The sequence below is a fragment of the Arthrobacter sp. ISL-72 genome (assembly GCF_018613755.1).
In the GTDB taxonomy this organism is placed as follows: domain Bacteria; phylum Actinomycetota; class Actinomycetes; order Actinomycetales; family Micrococcaceae; genus Arthrobacter.
On sequence record NZ_JAGGPP010000024.1, the window covers coordinates 1 to 19,656 of the forward strand.

At 61.6% G+C, this 19,656-nt stretch carries 21 protein-coding genes and 3 pseudogenes; 11 read left to right on the plus strand and 13 right to left on the minus strand.

Translation table 11 applies throughout. The features are described 5' to 3' along the window. Positions 1-437 (plus strand): IS30 family transposase (locus J7I92_RS18565; RefSeq protein ID WP_214842945.1); only part of this gene is annotated, 437 nt, incomplete at its 5' end. 539 nt (positions 438-976) lie between these two features. Here J7I92_RS18565 and J7I92_RS18570 read toward each other — a convergent pair. Beyond that, positions 977-1,462, minus strand: a pseudogene (locus tag J7I92_RS18570) (cupin domain-containing protein); the annotation flags it as partial. A 996-nt stretch (positions 1,463-2,458) separates the two neighbouring features. Here J7I92_RS18570 and J7I92_RS18575 point away from each other — a divergent pair. Continuing rightward, positions 2,459-2,950 carry a hypothetical protein gene (locus J7I92_RS18575; RefSeq protein WP_214842947.1) on the plus strand — a complete coding sequence of 164 codons (492 nt, stop codon included), beginning with the start codon at positions 2,459-2,461 and terminating at the stop codon, positions 2,948-2,950. A gap of 132 nt (positions 2,951-3,082) precedes the next feature. Here the strand turns inward: J7I92_RS18575 and J7I92_RS18580 are convergent, their stop codons facing one another. The 4 genes from J7I92_RS18580 to J7I92_RS18595 all read right to left on the minus strand — a co-directional run bounded on the left by J7I92_RS18580 (position 3,083) and on the right by J7I92_RS18595 (position 4,737). After that, positions 3,083-3,937 carry a DNA/RNA non-specific endonuclease gene (locus J7I92_RS18580; RefSeq protein ID WP_251040150.1) on the minus strand — a complete coding sequence of 285 codons (855 nt, stop codon included), beginning with the start codon at positions 3,935-3,937 and terminating at the stop codon, positions 3,083-3,085. A gap of 29 nt (positions 3,938-3,966) precedes the next feature. Further along, complete coding sequence (locus J7I92_RS18585; RefSeq protein WP_214842949.1) at positions 3,967-4,113, minus strand: hypothetical protein; 147 nt, start codon at positions 4,111-4,113, stop codon at positions 3,967-3,969. A gap of 110 nt (positions 4,114-4,223) precedes the next feature. After that, positions 4,224-4,421, minus strand: a complete 198-nt coding sequence (locus J7I92_RS18590) for a helix-turn-helix domain-containing protein (RefSeq protein WP_214842950.1) — start codon at positions 4,419-4,421, stop codon at positions 4,224-4,226. 61 nt (positions 4,422-4,482) lie between these two features. Beyond that, the gene (locus tag J7I92_RS18595) at positions 4,483-4,737 is read right to left on the minus strand and encodes a hypothetical protein (RefSeq protein ID WP_214842951.1); all 255 of its coding nucleotides are present in this window, start codon (positions 4,735-4,737) and stop codon (positions 4,483-4,485) included. 205 nt (positions 4,738-4,942) lie between these two features. Between J7I92_RS18595 and J7I92_RS18600 the strand changes: the two are divergent. After that, positions 4,943-5,271 (plus strand): annotated as a pseudogene (locus tag J7I92_RS18600) (Lsr2 family protein). 747 nt (positions 5,272-6,018) lie between these two features. Here the strand turns inward: J7I92_RS18600 and J7I92_RS18605 are convergent. Further along, entirely contained in the window at positions 6,019-6,219 is a 201-nt protein-coding gene (locus J7I92_RS18605; RefSeq protein ID WP_214842953.1) for a cold-shock protein, read from the minus strand. Between the two features lie 322 nt (positions 6,220-6,541). On the opposite strand from J7I92_RS18605, the gene J7I92_RS18610 reads away from it, so the two are divergent. The 3 genes from J7I92_RS18610 to J7I92_RS18615 all read left to right on the plus strand — a co-directional run bounded on the left by J7I92_RS18610 (position 6,542) and on the right by J7I92_RS18615 (position 7,957). After that, positions 6,542-7,096, plus strand: coding sequence for a GAF domain-containing protein (locus J7I92_RS18610; protein ID WP_251040151.1), 555 nt, complete (start codon positions 6,542-6,544; stop codon positions 7,094-7,096). Beyond that, a complete protein-coding gene (locus J7I92_RS24035; RefSeq protein ID WP_251040152.1) occupies positions 7,063-7,299 on the plus strand; it encodes an ANTAR domain-containing protein in 237 nt (78 codons plus the stop codon). Before J7I92_RS18610 ends, J7I92_RS24035 begins: the two co-directional genes overlap by 34 nt. A 382-nt stretch (positions 7,300-7,681) precedes the next feature. Next, a complete protein-coding gene (locus tag J7I92_RS18615) occupies positions 7,682-7,957 on the plus strand; it encodes a hypothetical protein (RefSeq protein ID WP_311380426.1) in 276 nt (91 codons plus the stop codon). 158 nt (positions 7,958-8,115) lie between these two features. On the opposite strand, the gene J7I92_RS18620 is transcribed toward J7I92_RS18615, so the two are convergent. Next, on the minus strand, positions 8,116-8,904 hold the full coding sequence (locus J7I92_RS18620) for an ABC transporter substrate-binding protein (protein ID WP_214842956.1): 789 nt from the start codon (positions 8,902-8,904) through the stop codon (positions 8,116-8,118). 249 nt (positions 8,905-9,153) lie between these two features. Between J7I92_RS18620 and J7I92_RS18625 the strand changes: the two genes are divergently transcribed. Together J7I92_RS18625 and J7I92_RS18630 are read left to right on the plus strand one after the other, a co-directional pair. Beyond that, positions 9,154-10,182: a LacI family DNA-binding transcriptional regulator gene (locus tag J7I92_RS18625; protein WP_214842958.1), complete on the plus strand. Its 1,029-nt coding sequence runs from the start codon at positions 9,154-9,156 to the stop codon at positions 10,180-10,182. Positions 10,183-10,224: 42 nt separating this feature from the next. After that, positions 10,225-10,462 (plus strand): annotated as a pseudogene (locus tag J7I92_RS18630) (ATP-binding protein); the annotation flags it as partial. Positions 10,463-10,580: 118 nt separating this feature from the next. Here J7I92_RS18630 and J7I92_RS18635 read toward each other — a convergent pair. From J7I92_RS18635 to J7I92_RS18660, 6 genes are all read right to left on the minus strand, one after another. Next, the gene (locus J7I92_RS18635; RefSeq protein WP_214842961.1) at positions 10,581-10,976 is read right to left on the minus strand and encodes a hypothetical protein; all 396 of its coding nucleotides are present in this window, start codon (positions 10,974-10,976) and stop codon (positions 10,581-10,583) included. Positions 10,977-11,114: 138 nt separating this feature from the next. Next, positions 11,115-11,660, minus strand: coding sequence for a chlorite dismutase family protein (locus J7I92_RS18640; protein ID WP_214842962.1), 546 nt, complete (start codon positions 11,658-11,660; stop codon positions 11,115-11,117). A 288-nt stretch (positions 11,661-11,948) separates the two neighbouring features. Continuing rightward, positions 11,949-12,371 carry a hypothetical protein gene (locus J7I92_RS18645; RefSeq protein ID WP_214842963.1) on the minus strand — a complete coding sequence of 141 codons (423 nt, stop codon included), beginning with the start codon at positions 12,369-12,371 and terminating at the stop codon, positions 11,949-11,951. Between the two features lie 967 nt (positions 12,372-13,338). Next, entirely contained in the window at positions 13,339-14,556 is a 1,218-nt protein-coding gene (locus J7I92_RS18650; RefSeq protein ID WP_214842964.1) for a hypothetical protein, read from the minus strand. 931 nt (positions 14,557-15,487) lie between these two features. Beyond that, positions 15,488-15,676 carry a hypothetical protein gene (locus J7I92_RS18655; protein ID WP_214842965.1) on the minus strand — a complete coding sequence of 63 codons (189 nt, stop codon included), beginning with the start codon at positions 15,674-15,676 and terminating at the stop codon, positions 15,488-15,490. 162 nt (positions 15,677-15,838) lie between these two features. Continuing rightward, positions 15,839-16,303, minus strand: coding sequence for a hypothetical protein (locus tag J7I92_RS18660; RefSeq protein ID WP_214842967.1), 465 nt, complete (start codon positions 16,301-16,303; stop codon positions 15,839-15,841). 668 nt (positions 16,304-16,971) lie between these two features. Here J7I92_RS18660 and J7I92_RS18665 point away from each other — a divergent pair. The 3 genes from J7I92_RS18665 (at position 16,972) to J7I92_RS18670 (ending at position 19,326) form a co-directional block, all read left to right on the plus strand. Continuing rightward, positions 16,972-17,949, plus strand: coding sequence for an IS110 family transposase (locus J7I92_RS18665; RefSeq protein WP_251040153.1), 978 nt, complete (start codon positions 16,972-16,974; stop codon positions 17,947-17,949). After that, positions 17,904-18,227, plus strand: coding sequence for a helix-turn-helix domain-containing protein (locus J7I92_RS24040; protein WP_251040155.1), 324 nt, complete (start codon positions 17,904-17,906; stop codon positions 18,225-18,227). Before J7I92_RS18665 ends, J7I92_RS24040 begins: the two co-directional genes overlap by 46 nt. Positions 18,228-18,489: 262 nt before the next feature. Then, positions 18,490-19,326, plus strand: a complete 837-nt coding sequence (locus J7I92_RS18670) for a YncE family protein (protein WP_214842969.1) — start codon at positions 18,490-18,492, stop codon at positions 19,324-19,326. The last annotated feature ends 330 nt before the right edge of the window (positions 19,327-19,656 follow it).

Consider the following 19,656-nt stretch of genomic DNA (forward strand, 5'->3'; position numbering starts at 1 on the left):
TAATCGGCAAAGGCAACCAGTCCGCGATTGGGACCCTCGTGGAGAGAACCACCAACTACACGATGCTGGTTCATTTGCCGGATGGATACAAAGCAGAACAAATGCGCGACGCCCTGGCAGCCAAGATCAAGACGCTCCCCGAGGCGCTGAGGCATTCCCTCACCTGGGACCAGGGCATCGAAATGCAGGACTGGAAGAGCGTGAAAATAGACGCCGGCATCGACATCTACTTCTGCGACCCGCACTCACCCTGGCAGCGCGGCATCAACGAAAACACGAATGGCCTGCTGCGTCAGTACTTCCCGAAAGGCACCGACCTGAGCATCCACAGCGTCGAAGACCTCGACTGGGTCGCCCAGGAACTCAACGACCGGCCACGCAAAAGACTAGAGTTCAGAAAACCGATCGAACTGATCGAAGGACTCCTGTTGCAATGACCGCCTGAATCCGCCGATCCTTGACCGGGCGGTTTTGCGGGCTGGTCTTACGGCCACATCTCCCCAGGGCATGCCCGTGACCGGGACCGCCCCGGGAAGGCAAGGGTGGGGTTACGTCCGGGAGGTCGTTTGGTTTACCAGCAGCGAAAAAACGTGTGGGGCAGGGAGCTTTTGCACGCCCAGGGACCAGTGGACGAGCATCCGGTCAACGGGGCTGTTTGCAGGCGGGTGATTTCATCACCGATGCCGTGGCTCCGATCAATACGAGTCGGCGTACCGGGCGCAGGGTGCTGCTTGAGGCGGGTGGCGTCAGACCCCGGCGTGGCCGTGACCTAAAGGGCCGTCGTCTGACCTTCGCCCAGCGAGAGGAGATCGCAATACTGCATGCCCAGGGACAGTTTCTGCGGTAGATCGGACCCGTGGTCAGCAGATCGGGCCTCCACGGTTTCCGGGGTTGCGGCGCAACTCGGTGGCAGGGTTGCCCTACCGGACGACCTCAGCGCACGCACTGGCCTATGACACTCCTCGGGCTCCTTCAGCTATGAGGGCTTGGGCCGGGCGCGTATGTGCATCCGCTCGCCCTGCTGTCCGAACAGGCTGATGAACTCGACGGGTCTCCCGTCAGCGCTGGCGAACCAGTGCGGTGTCTGGGTGTCGAATTCCGCGGCTTCGCCAGGGCGAAGTTCAAAATCCTTGTCGCCGAGTACCAAACGCAGTCGTCCGTTGAGGATGTAAAGCCATTCGTAGCCTTCGTGAACGCGCGGGTCGGGCTCTGCCCCGCGCGCCTCGCCGGTGAGCACCATCTTAAAGGCCTGTAATCCGCCTGGCCGGCGTGTGAGAGGAAGAGCCGTCATGCCGGCATGGGTGATGGGTTGCAGGTGGATTCTCGGATCCCAGGTGGGCGGGGCGCCAACCAGATCATCGAGGGGAACCCCGTACAACCTCGCGAGAGGTAAGAGGAGTTCGAGGTTAGGCCTGCGTTGGCCCGCTTCCAGGCGGGACAGAGTACTAACCGATACCCCGGATACAGCACGGAATTATGCGCCCTCCCTATAGCGGGGGCGCATTTTCCGTATCCGCGCCCGACTGAAACTCATGACGGGTTAAAGGTTTCCCCAAGAATCGTCGGCCATGCTGGCCTTTGCTGGCCGGGAGAGCTCTCCGGGGCCGGCAGCCCGCCGGACCCGGTCTGATCAACCAGCTGGGCCGGGTCCGGCGGCGGACAGAGATACAGGTTCCCCCCATGCCTGATACTCGACCCAGCCCGCCGTCGGTCCCAACCATTCATGGCCCGCGCCGCGCCGGTGCCAGCCACAACCGGGTAGCGGGCGGACCTCAGAAACAGGTAGGAATTACTCGTGCCCCGGCGTCCCGCTCAGGGTTGACTGAGGGCAGGGCAGCACCCGTATGGGCTGACCCGGCTGGGGCATTCCCTAGGATTTTGCGGAGGCAACATCCGGAACAGAGACGGGGCCGGCGACGACGAGAGCCCTCTGAGACAGGGAACTCTCACCCCCAGCCGTCGTCGGCCCCCCGTCCCGCCCCAGTCCGGCCAACCAGGCCGAGGACTTCCTCAGGAATCCGTGATTACTGAATGGAGCGTCCCTGCCCGGAGCCTGTGCCGGAGCCGGGCCGGGAAGGGCGCACGCTTCGCCCGGGCAACCGGTCCTCGCTGGGGTGGACTGACGTTTCAGCTTTTGGCTGGGTCCGCCGGGCCCGGCGTTGACTGGGGGGTGCGCTGCCGGGCCCGGCGGGCTGGTCGAGCCATTCAGAGATCCACTTTCCGATCAGATAACCAGAGCCTGACAGATGCGCCTTGGGAAAAGCCCGCTGGACCCTATGAAGCTGGGCCGCTCACCCATAAATGTCCGGGGCTATCTGCGGAGGCGAGCTACCCCGTTCTGCGCTCAGTCGCTCCAGGGACTTTCATGCCCCGCCAAAGAGCACTGTCGCCGCGCCACGATCGTCGATAAACTTCCATACACGCTAGTCGGGCGCACTGCTTGCAGGAAGGATCCGCCATGTCGGAGAACAACGAGACCGATGCCCCGAAACGCCACATCAGCACGCCAAATCCTGCCGTAGAAGGTGAGGGCGCCCAATACGCAACCGGTGACGCCGGAATCGTGGACACCGGCGCTGCCGCCGAGGGAGGCGGCGAGTACGCCGAAGGCGACTACGGTGACGCCGGAACGGTGGACACCGGCGCTGCCGCCGAGGGAGGCGGCGAGTACGCCGAAGGCGACTACGGTGACGCCGGAACGGTGGACACCGGCGCTGACCCCAGAGGAGCCGGCGAGTACGCCGAAGGCGACTACGGTGACGCCGGAACGGTCGAGACCGGGGCTGCCGCCACGGGAGAAGGGGAGTACGGCGAGGGTGACTACGGTGATGCCGGAACGGTGCACCAGGGCGGCACCACAGCCGGCCAGCCCAACGGTGTTCCAGAGGACGAGGATGCCGTGCCGGGCCGCACCGATGACGATACGGAAGGCAGAACCCGCCGCGACTAAGTTTCGGCCGGCTTCACGGCCGATCTTCAGTATTTCCGGTGTTATGCCGGCGTAGTTCACCGCCATGCGTGGCCGCATCGTCTGGCGCGGACACTTAGTAGCCTGCGCGGCTTTAGCGGTGTCTGCTCACTGCTAATCGTTCAGGTTAAAGTTCAGATCGAGGTCTTCCGGTGAGCGGAGGCGCCGCCAGGTGGAGGCCGGGCGGGCTGCTGGCTGTGCCGCTGCGATCAGCATACGGTCTGCCGCGGTCAGTTGCGTGAGGCCCAGTCCGGTGAGGGCAGCGATGTCCCGGATCAGTACTTGGAAGGTTCTGAACGGGCCGAGCGGGGGAGGCCCTTCCTGAAGTTCTGGCCGTGTCAGGTCGGGCAGCACTGGTGTCTGGTCCACGATGTACCCGGTTGCTGCCAGTGTGGCGTTGTGAATGAACGCGGCGATCTTGAAGAACCGTAAGGGGATCTGAACGTCCCGGTACACGGGGTCGCTGTCGCTGAAGACGGGCCCGGTGAAGACGACGAGCCGCCGGCGGTAATCGGCTGCGTTATCCAGCAGGTAGGTTTCCAGACCCAGCCAGAGTTCCATGCCCTGGTTGAACTTTGCTGCCTGCGGTGCAGCGTTTGTGTAGTGGAAGGTGTCTTCTTTGGCCTGGGCGGCTTCGGCCCGTGTATCACCCCAGACGGCTGAGGCCCGCCGTACGAGGTGGCCCCGGTCGATGTCGTTGTGGGCGTAGACCCGTTCGCCTGTTTGCTGGTTCTCGGGCAGCCTCGGATCCAGCTTCCAGGGGATTCCGGAGCGGTCGAGGTCCATCAGTTTCCCGCCATCGATGCCGAGGCCCGTTATGGCGGCCAGACGCTTGTCGGTACGCATGAGGACTGAGAAGTGCGTGTAGGGCAGCAGGACAGTGCCGATGCCGTCCAGTGAGGGCAGGGGAACGTGCTGTCCCAGGAACTCCTGGTCAAAGCCCTCACGCTCGGAGAGATCGCTTGCCATCAGGGGCAGCTGGTAAGGGGGCGGTTGTATCATCCGTCGAACGTATCAGCGTCAGGTGGTATGGCGGGGTGGCGAGGCGGAACGGTAAAGGCGGCGAGCTGGCCGCGGAGCATCAGGGGCGCCCGATAGGGGCCGGCAAGGCTGACGTCGAAGACCCTGATGAAGGAGTCCTGCATCAGTACCCGTCACGCGGTCGTTCGCCGGGCTCGATAACTACCGGACGGCTCCACCCCCGGTCTTCATGTCCTGTGGTTCCCGGGTTTTCCGGTCCTGGCGCGAAGCGGGGTTAGGTTTGCGCGGAGGCGCCGGCCTTCCTGATGTACTCTTCGACGGCGTTTTCAGGAATGCGGTAGGAGTTGCCGAAGCGCACGGAAGCCAAGGCGTGGGCCCGGGCCAGTCGATAGACGGTCATCTTGGACACACGCAGTATCGTTGCTACCTCGGCGATGGTCAGGTACTGGTTGGGCACGTTTGCAATGGACATGTCACTTCGACTCTCGCGGGTTCTGATCAGGTGGCTGGGCCAGCTTGTTTTGGACTGGTTGCTAGTCCGGCCGCCTTAGTTGCCGATAGTCGTAGAAGAAGATTTGGTCTGCGGTCTGCAGCCCTACGAACGTGCCGTTCTTGACGGCCACGAGGCCTTCCCTGCGGCCGTTGAAGGGATCATCACCGATGACTACTTCACCGAGTTTGTAGGGAACAGCTACCGTGCGTGCACGGGACATGGTTTGGTGGACGAACGCGGACAATCGTCGGGCTCGTGTGCTGGATGCCGGCCCGCCGGCAAAAATTTCCCCCATTTGAATTCTCCTTCGCAGTGCTATCGACCTTGATGCACTGGTGTGGGTGCGGGTCCGGATGACTGCGGAGATTGGTCTCCGTACCGGGGTAGCACCGTGTGAACAACAATAAATGCAAGTCACACGCGTAACAATAGATAACACTTGCCTCATGGGTAACTTTTTGATAAAGGGCATTCGTGGATGGAGGAGGTATTGTTCTGGGATGGCAACGCGCAGAACCATTATTTTGGTCGACGATCTTGACGGGTCCGGGGCGGACGAGACGGTGACTTTCGCTCTCGAGGGGACCTCGTACGAGATTGACTTGAATGAAGTTCATGCCGCGGAGCTGCGTGCCTTTCTTCGCCGGTACGCGGAGGCTGGACGCAGGATTAGTTCTTTCCGTGCACCGGCGGGTGCCAGGCGGGCCGGGAGAATAGCGGTGCCTTCACCAGGCAGGTCCGCGCATGGGCCAGGGAGCAGGGTCTGGGCATCAGCGCTCGGGGGAGGATGCCCGCCGACGTCCTGAAGAGCTATCGGGCAGCTCACTAGCGGCCGGACGCAAGCGGCACCATATCGTCAGGACCCCATAAGTCATGAGCTGGGCTGTGGCGGCCATGGCGAGCAGCGCGGTGAAGGCGGCGAGCTGGCCGAGGAACATCAGAAGCGCGACACCGAGGGTACCGGCATAGACAAGGTGGAAGACCAGAATCGAGGAGTCTTGCATTCAATGCCCGCCGGGCGGTTGTTGGCTGGGATCCTCTGCACGGACCGGTGCCGGCGATCCACCGGCGATCAGGGATTCGGGTGGCCTGGGCGGTAGGTGCCGGTAAAGGCTCGATCGGGCGTTCCCTGTTTTCTCTACGAACTTGGGGATGGTCAGTCCGGTGTCCCGGAGGTCAAATTTGGTTGGGTGGACAACTGAGGGCCTGCCTTTACTGCCGGCGACGGCCCGGGCGTGTGCGGCGCGTTCGATGGCGTCCCGCTCACGTACGTAGTCCAGGGTCCCGCGATGCATGGGTTTTGTCCGGTCCTTGTCTTCTGCGCAGATGCGGAGTGGCTGAGATGAAAAACAGGTATCGTCCACCCGTGCCGTGCACACCCGGAGGGTGTTGACTGGAGATGGGCGGCAGTAAATGTTGAGGCCCATGTGGTGGCTCAGGTCTCCCGCATCAGTGTGGTTTCCGGCACGCTTGTCCGGACTGAGACGGGGCCGGCGACGTGAGTGCCCTCTTGAGACGGGGTATCGCCCCGCCGTCCTCGGCCGTCAGCGGTTGCCGTCAAAAGGACGGCGGAACCCTAGACCGTGCGGATGTTTTCTGCCACCGGCCCCTTCGGGCCGTGAGCGACATCGAATTGGACTTTCTGGTTCTCGTCCAGTCGGTAGCCGCTGCTGGAGACGGCCGAGTAGTGTGCGAATATTTCACCCGACCCGTCATCCGGGGTGATGAAGCCGAAGCCTTTTTCTGCGTTGAACCACTTCACTGTCCCTGTTGCCACGTCCGCTCCTTTGCGTCGTTCTGCTCCCCCTGGGCGATCGGCGCCCGGCGATCGCGGTGTCATCCACCGCCCCTAACTTATGGGGATTGGCAGCGCAGTGGCTAGAATCCCCGGAACTGCGTCATTCAAGGGCGGCCCTCTCGTTGCTTCCCCGCGGGAGCCGGGCGGGCCGCATGCCCCGGTCGTCCTGTCGTCTGCCCGGGGTAGATGCGGGCGGGGCGGCGGTATGCTGAACGAACCTTTAGGCAGAGGGCGGTCTGCTCCCTGACGGGCTAGGACCGGGTGTTGCGGACCGGTCGGTGGTTGTTGAATGGAGGCCCCGATGCCCGGCGAGGAATTTGCCGTTGAAACGTTCGGTGATGTTGCCCGGTACCTGCAGGACCTTGTGCTGGACAGCCCCGACGTAGGGCAGTTCCTTGAAGACCTGGCCGTGTTCTCCGCATCTCGGCTCAGCAGCCCCGCCCATGAGGTGTTCTGCGGGATTACCCTGATCCGCCGGAAGAAAGCATCGACCGTGGCCAGCAGTAACCCCTGCGCCAGGCTCATGAACGAAACCGAGAACAGCTACGGCGACGGGCCCTGCGAGGCTGCGATGCGGGACCTGGTCGCCGTGCACGTCCCGGACCTGATGAGCGATCAGCGTTGGCCCGGATACACCGGCGCCGTGGCCGGTCAGGGGGTGAGGTCCATCCTGTCCGTTCCGCTCCAGCTCGAAGGTGAAACGCGCGGCGCCCTGAACTTCTACAGCCAGGATCCCGGGGGATTGGATTCAGCGGCGCGACCATTGCCAGCGCAGAAGCCTACGCAGGGCAGGCATCGAAGTCCTTGCAGCTGGCCCTGCGGATGGCCCAACTCCGCGACGCCAGGGACGACCTGAGCGCCGCAATGCAGTCCCGCACAGTTATCGACCTGGCTACCGGAGCGATCATGGCCCAGAACCGGTGCGGGCAGGAAGCCGCCTTCGACATTCTCCGGAAAGCCTCCATGAGCCGGAACGTGAAGCTGCATGAAGTCGCGGCCTGCGTCGTCACAGCCTTGGCCAATGACGGACTGCCCGTCCGCACCCATTACCATGACTAACCATCACCGGATGCCCGGGGCGTCCGTCGTCCTATCGGAGGGATGGCCCGTGAGGCTTTGAAACTTCTCATGGAACAGGGCTCAGGATCGGCCGACACCTGCCCTCGTGGGCGTTGGCCAGTGACGCGTGCTGGTTCATCACAGCCACTCCTTGGCCGACCTTCCTGAGCGTAGACCGGGAATATACCGACGGCGGTAGAGTCCCCTGTGCCCGCGCAGGCGGCCCGCCCAGCCCTCTGGCTGCCCTGAAACACCGACCGTTGATGGCACCCACGTGGCGTGCCCGTGGAGGCCAGGCTTTGGTTTCTGTCGTTCCACGCTGGCCGGGCGTAACCTAGGCTGACCAGCCGGGACGGCGGTTTCCGGCGCTCAAGTGAAGCCCGTGGGGAAAGGCGCATTCATCAAGATGTACATCAGGGAGCTATGGGACAGGCTCGATTCCGCGACGCAGAAGTGGCTCACGGACAACCAGGGATGTCAGATCCTGCCCCGCGCCATGTCCGCGAAGATCAGCACCGCGGCCGGCGGGAGAAACATCGAACGTGACAGTCACGGCCAGATGGTGCTCTCTGCGGAGGACCTCGACTTCATGAGAGCCAAGGCGACTGCCCAGGCTTCTTCCGTGGAAGCCCGGATCTTCGACGCCACAGAAACCTAGGCAAAGGATTTCGCTGCCACTGTGGCTGATTGCTGCTGCCGCCGTTCACCAGTGGAGGCGGACATCCAGTCCGGCGCCGGTCCCAAGACTTCCGGCTCAGGGCGCCGTGGGCTGGCTGCGTATTTTTTGTGAAAGGGTCGTGCCCCAGCGGCGCGTCGTCACGTCAGGAGCCACTTCTTCGTGTCCGGATCGAGCCGGTCCCAGTGATCCTTGACGGTCATGTCAACCGAGACCTTCTCGGGTCCCATCGATGAGTTGATGAGCAGCTGGAACGGGAACACGCCGCCGCCCTCCTTGTTGGCTACGACCATGCCCGTCAGGCCGGCGTCCTTGGCTTTGCCCATGAGTGCGGTGAGTTCCTCGGTTGAAGCGGGAGGAGTGGTCATCCCGACCTGCTCGGCGAGCTTCTTGTTGTAGTAGAGCCCTGTCATGGTGAAGCCGCTGGCTTTCGCGTAGAGGGAACCGGAGCCGGCGACCCCGTCCTTCTGGCGGAACTGCGCCAGCTGCGACGCCGGCATCTGGTCCCAGCCGTAGGCCTTCGCGTACGCATCGAGGTTCGTCAGCAGGTTGTTCTTGGCCCCGGCGGTCACAGAAATAACGCGGACCAGGTCCGGGGGTGTCGCCGAGGCCAACTGCCGCGGCTGGTTCTGGGTGGTCACGTTGTCCGGATCATACGTAGGAGTGATCGTGACATTCGGGAACTTCTTCGTGAACGCGGCGATGAGAGCATCGTCGATCGGTTTGAGGCCCTGGCCGTCGTACAGCTTAAGGGCGACGGGCTCACTGCCCACAGATGTGCTGACCGACGTCGGGGCAGCATCAGAGGACGTTGAGCCCCCTGCAGGCCCAGGCCCGGAGCACGCCGCGGTGGCTGCCGCGGCAACCGCGAGCATCGCGCCGAGCATGAGACGACGGGTCGGACGGGGGGTGTTAACAAAGGATCGCATTGAACCTCCTGCGTCATTGAAGGAGCCGGGCTGTACTTTACGGCCGGCCAGGCCACCTCGAACGAGGTGACAAAGAACACTTTCGGAAGCGTTTCCATACGAGTATGGGACGACCCGGCATGAACCGTCAACCAATAATGTCTTGATTTCAAATGATTAGGTGCGAAAACAGCAAGCACTTAGAGCTCATCAAAAACTGGCGAAGAGACGCGTATAGGAAACGTTTCCAATTGAAGTAAGCTTGGAAGTATGCAGGAAGTGCCAACGAAGGTCACCTTGGTCGATGTCGCCCGCATGGCCGGGGTGGGTATAGGAACAGCGTCGCGTGCGCTGAGCAACGCCAAGGGTGTTGCCGCGACCACCCGGGCCCGTGTGCTGGAAGTCGCTGCCGAGCACCACTACGTCGTATCGCCCGAGGCCTCCCGGTTGGCTAAAGGCAACACCGGCCGCGTCGCATTGGTGGTGCCGCACCTGTCCCGCTGGTTCTTCGGCTCCGTCGTGGAAGGCCTGGATTCAGTTCTGCACCACGCCAACCTGGATGTTCTGCTCTACCAGGTCGGCGATCAGCAGGACCGACACGATTTCTTCGAACAACTCCCCGCGCGCCGCAAGGTCGACGCCGTCGTCGTCGTCGGCTTCCAACTCGAGGACCCGGAACGCAAACGCCTCGAGAGCATGGGCGTGCAGATCGTTGCGGCCGGAGGCCAGTCTGCGGCCTACCCCTACATCCACATCGACGATTATGCGGCCAGCCGCCAGGCGATGGACCATCTGCTCTATCTGGGCCATACGCGCATCGCCATGCTTGAAGCTGTGGATCCGGACCAGCCTCACCTGGTCTCGAGGCGCTCTCCGGCGTATTACGAGGCCTTGACCGAACACGGCATCCAGATTGACCCCGCATTGGTTCTTAGCGGGCCTTGGGGCGGCGAACAGGGCGCGACCATGATGAGCAGGTTGCTGAGCATCCCCAAACCACCGACCGCCGTCTTCGCGCATTTCGATGAAGTCGCGGCCGGCGCCATGCGCACCCTGCGCCGCGCGGGCCTCCAGCCGGGACGCAACATCTCGCTTATCGGCATCGACGACCACCCCATCGCGGAGCTTACCGACCTCACGACCATCCGCCAAAAGCCCTTCGAGCAAGGGGTTGAAGCGGCCCGCATGCTGCTGAAGCTCCTACGTGGCGAGCAAGTCGAAAACCAGGCAGTCGCAATGCCGACCGAACTCGTCATCCGAGGCAGCACCGCACCTCCCACGACACGTGAAAGCCGGTAAGTCCTCCCTGCATCAGGAAGGATCATGAGCAAGCGGTCGACGGACGAACTGAATCTCGTCCTCGAGTGCCGCTGGCACAAACTCGGCCGAAACCTGGAACCGGACGACTTCACCGAGCCCAGGCCATCGTGGTCGCGCGGATCACCCGAGGCAACTACCGCCTCATCGACCGGCTCTTCACGCAAGCGGGAAGGGTGATGAAAATTAATGAACTTAGCACCCATCACGGACGACGTCATTGGAGCCGGCACGCTCAACCCTCGTCATCGGAATATGCTGAACCGCCCAAACTGAGCTGTGAAAAAACCGCCGTTCCGAACTAACAGTGGCGGCATCGGAAGTTCCGCGCCCGGGTGCCCGGACGTTTAGAGCCTCCTACCTGCCGATGTCGGGAAGAATCAGGCCGGGACTTGGTGGACGATGTCGGGAGCTGACAGATCCTCCAGCCATTCCACCGCGGCCGGACGCGACGTGAAAAACTTTTGGAGGCTGTGCTGGCCGCGCAGAACCCAAGCGGCAACGACCCTGTCAATATACGTTGTCCCGACCATCGCGACGGAAGAAACGAACCAGGTGTCCCGGTAGTGGTTACAGGCTTCGACGGTCAGGTTGACGTCGATGATTTCGATCAGCAATGGCAGCTTCCGGCCAGCGCTGAAAGCCTCCATAGCGAGCACAGATTCCGTAACGTCTTCGGCCTCAAGAATGGAACCGGGAACCCAGATCAGATGAAGGGTCCCGCCTGCATGTAAGCTCAGCGTCCCTTTTCCCCCTGCAAGCACAATCTCTGCCACGAATTCCCCTCTGCGCCAGAATAGCAGGAGAAGGTGTTCCCCGGTAGGTGTCGCGCCTGGCGGAGATCAGGGGAAGTGCAAGTCCCACGAGATCAACAGGCGATGAACAGCGGCATTCGCTGATGTCGGCCGTGGTAGCTACTGCTCGAGGCGGATGTCGATCTCGCGCTCGACGAAAGCCCATTCCTCGGTCGCTCGGAGCATGGCGACCAGTTCGTCGAACCCAGCTTCCTCGGCAGGGGCGAACTCGAACCACGTCAGGAAATCGAACGGCTCACCGAGGTCCCGGCTGTGGTGGAGCCGGCGTGCCACGGCTGGCAGGTACTTCAAGCCGATGGCAATGTGCTGGGAGTGTTCCTCGACGATCGCCCGCCGCTCGTCTTGTGAAAGCGCCCACCACGCCTGCGATTTCTTGATCGGGATGAGGGCGGCGCGGGTCGCCTCGCGCCGCCCGAGGCGCGGCGAACGGGACACCAATTCGTCGTGCTCCCGCTTCGTGACGTACCTCTCGTGACTGACCACGCCGCGCAGCGCCCAGGTAGCTGCTTCAGGAGCGGCCCGCTCGCCCTCGAGGACCGCGACACGCTCGACCGCCGGAAGAGTCGTCCCCTGGACTGCGGAGATACCATTCACGCGCCAGGCGCCCTCGTGGCCTCCTGCGAACACAACCGGGAGAATTGGCATGCCTCATAGTAGGGGCAGCGGCCGCCGACACCCAAACAGCTGCGGCGGGCGGTGGGACGCCCTCTTAGAGCTAAAACCGCCAATCGAACAGTGAAAAAGCCGCCATTCCGAGCTAACAGTTACAGTCGCAAATTTTTGAAGGACCTCCCCCAGGGCGTTCCACTTCCTAGGAAGTGAGACGCTCGGTCACGAGGCATCATTGCGTATCACGATCCGTGATTGACTGACCGGAATGAGGAGTTCGAGCCCCTGCTGAACTGCGTCAGCAGTGTTTCGGTGGGAGGGTGGCTAAGGGGGGCTATAAGGCCAGCGTTTGTCGCGTTGCTCTTGATTTAGCTGCGCCAATGAGGAGTCAATGAGGTTCTGAATCTCCTCGATAATCACCTGCTCCCATTTGGCCGCTTCGGCGAGATAATCAGCATTGACGGGATGGAACTCCCCATCGCTGCCGAGCGTGAACCACCATTCGCTGGGCATGTGGTCGCTCTTGTAGCGGTTGTGATGACGCGGCAAAGGTTGGATGTTGCCCTCGTAACGCAGGATGATTCCTTGCCACCTCGAATCGAGTTTCTGGAATCCGGGCATGGTTTTGATGTAGCGCACGGGAACGAAGTGGTCGGCTTCCATACGACCTGGCCAATCCGTCCACTCGTTTGTGATTGGGTCGAGGTACCGATTGCTTTGCATGAGCTCTCTGAGGTTTGTACTCATGCTTGTGGCTTCTAGCGGTCCCTCCAAGTCGGAGTTGGGGTCGTCACGTACAGCATCATCTTGGCTGGGTTCACCCATCGGGCCGCCCGAGGCAACAGGATCGCGGCGAGCGGGTACTTCCACATCGCCGTGCGGTTCAACGAGCGGACGTCCATCTCGTGATGCGCCGGGTAACATGCGGCCAAGGGCACGATCCCTTTGCTGCGCAAGAAAGGAGGGAGTGTGGATCGTAGAGGTAGGGGCGTGGGCAGTGCTGGACCAGAAGAGAGCCCCACCAATTATTAGGAGAGGATTTCGGGCAAGAAATCTCAGGGCAGGCAACCATGGCGACTCCGGTATCGGTTCCGGTGGCGGAATCGGAGGGGGCGTCGGGGGTATGCGCGGCACGTCCGGCTGAACGGGTACGCGGAACCGGCCTACATCGGGACCGGATGGACGCGCGCCATCTGGTATCGGCATGACCGGATACCGAGGACCTGCGGTACCTGGTGGCCCAGAAACCCCCTGAGTACCACCCATTCCAGCCCGGAAATCCTCTGCTCCCGGGGTGGACCGATCTCGAACGCCCTCAAAGTATGCGAGGAAGTCATCCCACGCCGATGGGACCCTCAAAGGCGACTCTATTGCGGTCGATTTCGACCCCGCTCCCTGTCCACCTGCATTGCGTCCCGCTTGCGTGTTGGAAGGTTGAGCTGTCGTCTTGCCGTATGGGGATTCTGCGGAAGATTGAGGCGGCGTGGATGGCTCACGGTTCGAACGGACAGTGTTCCATCCCGGCTCGTGCGACACTTGGTCGTAATTGCCTGAGCCCCCCGAGTTTTGGCCCTTGGTGTCGGCGCCTCCCCCGTGGCCGCCATCGGTGCTACCGCCATTCCCGCTGCTTGGCTTGTCTTCGTGGACCGTGACGTAGATGGTTTCGAGCTGCCACGTCTCATCTTCGCTCACAACGGGCCCCTTCCTAAGCCCGTCATGGCTGTGGGAACGTCAGCGTGAAGCCGTCAGGCCGTGATGCCGCTGCATATGCTGCCGCGCGCTGTTCTGGATCAGCGATGGCCTCCAACGCCGCGACAAACGTCGATACCTGGCTTGTTTGCACTTCACGGCTAGTGATATCCAGTCTTTGGAGGTCCAGGGCGTATTCGTCCAACGCATTTCTGGAACCGAGGGTGGCGTATATCCGCGCACTGTCCGTGCGCATACGGACGGTGGTCGCAGCGAGCTCCACTTCACCCCTGTTGCGGTAGACAAGCCTCCGAGTAGGCTCCGCGGCGAGCCCATCTGCGTCACCCACGAAATCCGTAACTTGGTAATCGACATAGGGTGGCTCGAATGCCACAGCCTGTTCCACCGTGGTTCCTTTATCAGCCTCGTCGAACGCCCTGGCAGCGGTTCGCATTAGAAGGCGCAGCATTTGCCGCGGATTTCCCAGTAGCTTTTCAAGAAAGGGAACTGCCCCTGTAAGGGGAGCTTCGCGCCAACTCCCAAGCCTGCCATTTGAGAAGCCAACACGAACGTCCACCAATTTGACCGTAAAGTCGTAAAGTTGATCAACCTCGTGGACGTCGAAACGTAGGGTGTTGCGTAAATTTGTGTTTCCTGTGATACGTCCAGTGACGTCATTCGCGTCGTGTTGCGAAGGCACTACGACCGTTTGGCGGCAAGCATTGGCTTCGTCCAAATGTCGCTCGGTTGCAGCAACCAAGCTCCGCACGTAGCCCTGCCGAGCAGCATGGAAGCCCAATGGTTCCGTCAGGGCGGGAGAGGCGCTCAAATGCAACATACCTCTGTGAGCAGCGTTGGTATGTACGTCCGGCTCGTAAATGTTCCGAAGGTCGAGCGCCAGTTCGTGCTGGGTTGTCAGCTGGGCAAGCGTCTCGAAGCGCTGAGCGCTTGCGGCACTAAGGGAGTCCACAATGGCTTCGCCGCTACGGGGCCGCCTGTTTCTCCACGTATGAAGCCGGAAGCCCGTTTTCTCACCCGGTGTCAATTCGACCGTCCCTGCGTAGTTCCCCCGTCCGGTGTCTGTGGGCTCGAATCGAAGTTCGTAAGTTTCCACTATGAAGAGGGCAGGATTAGCGTCATTATTCGGTTCCTTGTAGGGAAGATGCACAAGCTCTCCCGCCCACGTCAGTCGTGGAATCAGTATGATTCCTAGGCCAAGCGCGGCAATGTACTGATCAAGCATGCCGTATGCGCCCGCGACTAAGACAGGCGGCTGAAAACCATCAGTAGGAGGCCTACCCGGAACACCGCTGGCGTAAGCGCCGCCCCCGTATACCGCCCCGTCTCCGTAGTCAATGTCGCCCGGGTTGTGCATCGGAGGAATCGGCCCGGGACCGTCTGGATCGATCCATCCCGTTCCATGTCCTGGAGACACCCCAGTTTCAGGGTCCTGCATGGCTGATGCGCCGGCGTGAGCACGGGTACCAGATGGCCAAGCGCTAGGCAGACGTGAGCCGGGGAGGCTGGCACCTCTTCGGGTGGCTAATTTTGCTTGTTGCGCTGCACGCTCGCCCTGCAGGAGTTGAAGGGCTTCTCCTGCGCGCATTGTTCGTGAGTTTGCAGGCGCGTTGGCAGACAATGCGGCGAGAGTCGCCATGACCTGTTCCACCACCGAAGGGGGGGCACCCTGTTCCCGAAGTGCGTCACCATAGATTCGAATGGCCTGCAACACGTCAAATGTAAATCTTCCCGTGCTCGGATCAGCCACCAAATTTAGATCTGCTAAGCGAGTACCCAAGCCACGAGCGTCGGCCGTCCAAGGCTCATCTTCTTCCTCAACGCTCTTTACATGTACCAAACGCCGCACCCGGTAACTGGTTGTGCATGCCATGGTTGCCCCAAAGATCGATACGACAAGGTCAGACCCGATAGCTTCCTCGCGGAGTTGCCGACTGTCAATAGCCATTGGAATGGCCGCTACTCTTCTTCGAAATGCGAGGCTGACCTACATTAACCAGCCGCACACGGCGTGTGAATACGGCACCGCACGTGCCGCTAACCTTGTGATCAAAATCGGTGCAGGAAAATCCCCAGTGTCGGGGCCACCAGCGGCACGCGACTTTGGACAGAATGACGTTAGTGCCCTGCCGAATCCGAGCAAAATGACGGCGGTGTCAACCAGTCTTAGCAGCGTCTTCGTTGATCAGCTGGGCGAATACTTCACGCGGAGTCAGGAACCCTAGGACGGCGCGGGGTCTGTCGTCGAGTTCATCGGCGATGGATTCCAGACGAGGCTGGTGGCTGGGGAGTTCGGTTCCGATTCGCGGCGTCGGGCGAGGGATCCTGTCAATCGGTGAAGCCATATCCCCAGCAAGTTTCGACTGGGTCAGCCTGATCATGAGTGCGGCTCCAACAGACAACATAAGTTCCGTGAATGTGCTGCACTCCCCCACTCTCGATATTAAAACGGGCTTCTTGCGCGTTGTCAGGTTCAGCCGGAGGTTGCCTTACGGCAGTGGGCACAGTCAGCTCACGTACAGATCCTTCGCCTCAGTAATCCATGCCCTGTGCGCGCTACGGACTCCGGCCAAGAGACCTTCCCGGCTGTTGCCTGGCCACTCGTCCATTTCCCAGATGCTGAATTCGGCACGACTGCCCGGCTCAATTGCCAACGGGAGCTTCGTATCCCGGGCTGCCTCAAAACCAGTCGGCTTTTTGCGCCAGGTTAGGTTCGATTTAGAAGACCACCGGAGCCCTTCAGCTCTGTATCCATACGCCACTTCAAGGATTTGAACTGGCAGCCTTCCCCGATTGACGATACTCACGATGATCTCGTGCGTATGGTGAAGCGGCTTTTCACTGACCTTCGTCAAAGTCAGCCATGCAGCGACGTCGACGTTGGTGCGATCAAGCCAAAATAGCCGGAACGCGAGGATAGTTGACACGATGGCTCCCCAGAGAGCAATGAGCAATGTCGGGGTGATCTCCATCCGACAGGTATAACATTCAGGCGCCGATCCGAGAACAGGCGCTATTTGGCGTCCGGTAAGAGCGCCCCGCAGAGACGGCCGCCGCCCGGTCTGGCCGATTACATCGGAGAGAAGCCCGAGTCGGCCCGGCTAGCACAGCACCGGGCGCATCGGGAAGGAACGACGAGGCCGTCCGCAGCCTCCTCGCAGCGGCGGGTCTCCCCGGGCCTCTGCGAGAGGGAAACCGACGAGGACTAGAAGCAGCGCATCAGCCATGTCATCGCATGCATCTTCGGCAGGAATCGATAGGCGCGCGCGACGCGTTCGAGCCTTTGGTGCCGGTAGCCGGGCAGCGCAGATGACTGCTGACATTCAGTGCAGACGACTTCTGAAAATGACAGCTAACGCCACTCTGCTGACGGACCCACCACGAAATCTGCTACAAAAAACGGTAATACTGGAAACGATCTTGGGCCGGTGTGACTCCCCAAAAAACTGACGTGCCTCCGGCGCTGTCTTCCTGTTGATCTGTCCGCCGGTTCAAGGTCCGCCAAAGGGGGTGTTGAGCCAGGCGGACATGACTTCATAGGAGCCTGATTCGACCAGTCCCATTACCGTTTTGTCTGCACACCTGGCCCTCGCCCCATTCATCAGCCGTTGAACACGCGACTAAGGGGCACCTTTCCATCTTGGCAAACGAAACAACTAAAGTCATCGCAGGTATCGACACCCATGCCGACACACACCATGTGGCTGTCATCAACGAATACGGCAAGCCCCTCGCGGACAAGGAATTCCTGGCAGTGGGCTCCGGATACCGGAAGATCGTGGAGTTCATCACCAGCTACGGCGCGGTCACCGCCGTAGGCGTGGAAGGAACAGGATCCTACGGCGCCGAAATCGCCAAGACCCTCCGCGGGGAGGGCCTGACCGTGCTGGAAGTGAACCGTCCAAACCGGGCCGCGCGCCGGCTGAAGGGCAAATCCGATCCGCTGGACGCCTACCAGGCTGCCCAATCGGTGCTCGACGGCCGGACCACAGCGATCCCAAAGGCCAAGGATGGTCCCGTGGAATGCCTCCGTATCCTGCGTGCAGGGCGCACCTCGGCAGTGAAGGCCCGCACCGCGGCGATCAATCAGATCAAGGGTCTTCTCGTGTCGGCTTCGGACAACCTCCGGTCGAAATACCGGGGGCTGGGAACCTCGGCGATGATCACGGCCCTGCAGCGCTCCAGATCTTCGGGCCATCTTGCTGACCCTGAGTACGTGTGTCTGCTGGCGTTGAAGGCCTTGGCCACCCGTTGCCAGTCCCTCGCGGCAGAAATAGCTGCCGCGGACGCGGCGCTCCGGGAAATCCTTGATAACTACGCGCCGATGCTCTGTGACCTTCCAGGTGTGGGAACGGAAGTGGCCAGCCAGCTCCTAGTCACCGTTGGGGACAATCCGGACCGTCTTGGGAATGAGGCCCAGTTCGCTGCCCTCGTCGGGGTCGCGCCCATTCCCGCGTCCTCGGGCAAAACGATCCGTCACCGGCTCAGCAGAGGCGGTGACCGCAATGCCAACGTGCCGTGCATCAGGTGGTACTGGTACGTATGGGCTCGTGCCCGCGGACTAAGGACTACGTGGCCAAGCGCACCGCGGAGGGTAAGAGCAAACGGGAAATCATGAGGTGTCTCAAACGCTACACAGCCCGGGAACTTTACCGCCAGATCACCAACCCTCAGGCGGCACCAAGCAACGCCGACCTGCGCCAGATGCGCACCAAGCTGGGGTTCACGATCACGACCGCAGCCCGGGAGCTCGGTCATTGGCCTTCCAAAATTTCCAGTCTGGAACGAGGCCTCGTCCGCAACGACACCCTGGCTACGAGCTACCGCCAATGGCTGACCGAGCAACAGCTGAAATCCCGGTTGAATGATCAAGTCAACCTGATTCAGCACCACTAAGGCCCGGCCTGATTAAGGACCACTCATGTCCCTGCGGGCCTGCCACTGCTTGTGTGCCTTGACGCCCTCCTCGTGGAAGGCGAGAGTGACGGGTGCCGCTATTTAAAGGGAGACCAAGATGCGCATGAGACGTCATTGGTTGCTTGTCGGCTCGACAGTGATGGCTGTGGGTCTGAGCGGATGCAGCTCAAGCACTCAAGTTGATCCTTCGGCTCGGATCGTCGAACTACCGGATGCAGGCGGAAACGTAGATTTCGACGACGTGGTGTACTCCTCAGATCTGGGCCAGGTCCTCGTTCCCGCCCGGGGCAAAGGCCTCTACCGTGTTGACCCCGCCGCTGCGAAAGCCACACGAGTGGAGTACGACGGCAGCGCGGATTCGGTGGACGCCGGAGCCGGAGCGATCTTCGTGCTGGATCGGTCCGGACCTCGAATCCAGGTCCTTGATCCTGGCGGCCAGATAAAGTCCTCGGTCCCGCCTTCCGCTCGACCGGACTACCTCCGCTACGTCGCGGCCACCAGGGAGGTGTGGGTCACCGAACCCGCCAAGGGAGGCATCGAGATCTTCGCCGTGGGTGAGACCCTCGACAACGCACCCCACCGGACCGACTTCATCCCCGTCCCCGGCGGGGCCGAGGGACTCACCCTCACCTCGGACGGGTCCACGGCCTACACGCATGCCGGCGACGAGGTGGCCAAAATCGACACCGCAACGCGGAGGGTGACCGCACGTTGGCCCAGCGGTTGCGACGGGACCCACGGATTCCCGCGCATCGATGAACGCGACGGCCTCGTGCTGGCCAGCTGCGCAAAGGACGGCAAGGTGACGCTATTGGACACCGTCGACGGGCACCTGATCGATAAGTACGAGCTCGGTGGCGGGGAATCGCTGCCGGCCTACTCAGCTGAGCGCGACCACTTCTACGTCCGCAGTGACCCGGGCACCACGGTCGCCGTCCTCGAGGCCACACCACAGGGCTTGAAAGAAGTCCGGAAAGTCCAGGTACCCGAGGCTGGCCACTGCCTCGGCGCCGAAGGCCCCTACTACTGGACCTGTGATGCCAAGGGCGGACGCGTGCTGATTTTCAAGGACGACTGAGCACAGCCGAGAGTACGTGTCGAACAAGGGTGTTTCACGCAGCGGAACGAGCACCTGGATTGGAACCACCTCCAGCGGGCAACCACGTCGCACAAGTCCTGAATCAAAACTGCCACGTTCAATTTGACGCCTATAGGAGCATCAACGGGGGGAGAGGGGAGCTGACCGGTCACCATTGATCGCCCCACCCGCCACCATTCCCCGCAAAGGATGCAAAAACCATGAATGCCATTACTACCGACACCGTTACTACGGCCGACACCAACGAAGCAATTGAGAGGGTTTCCGTCCTTCGTAACTACCACGAGGGGTCTGTCAGATTAACGGTGG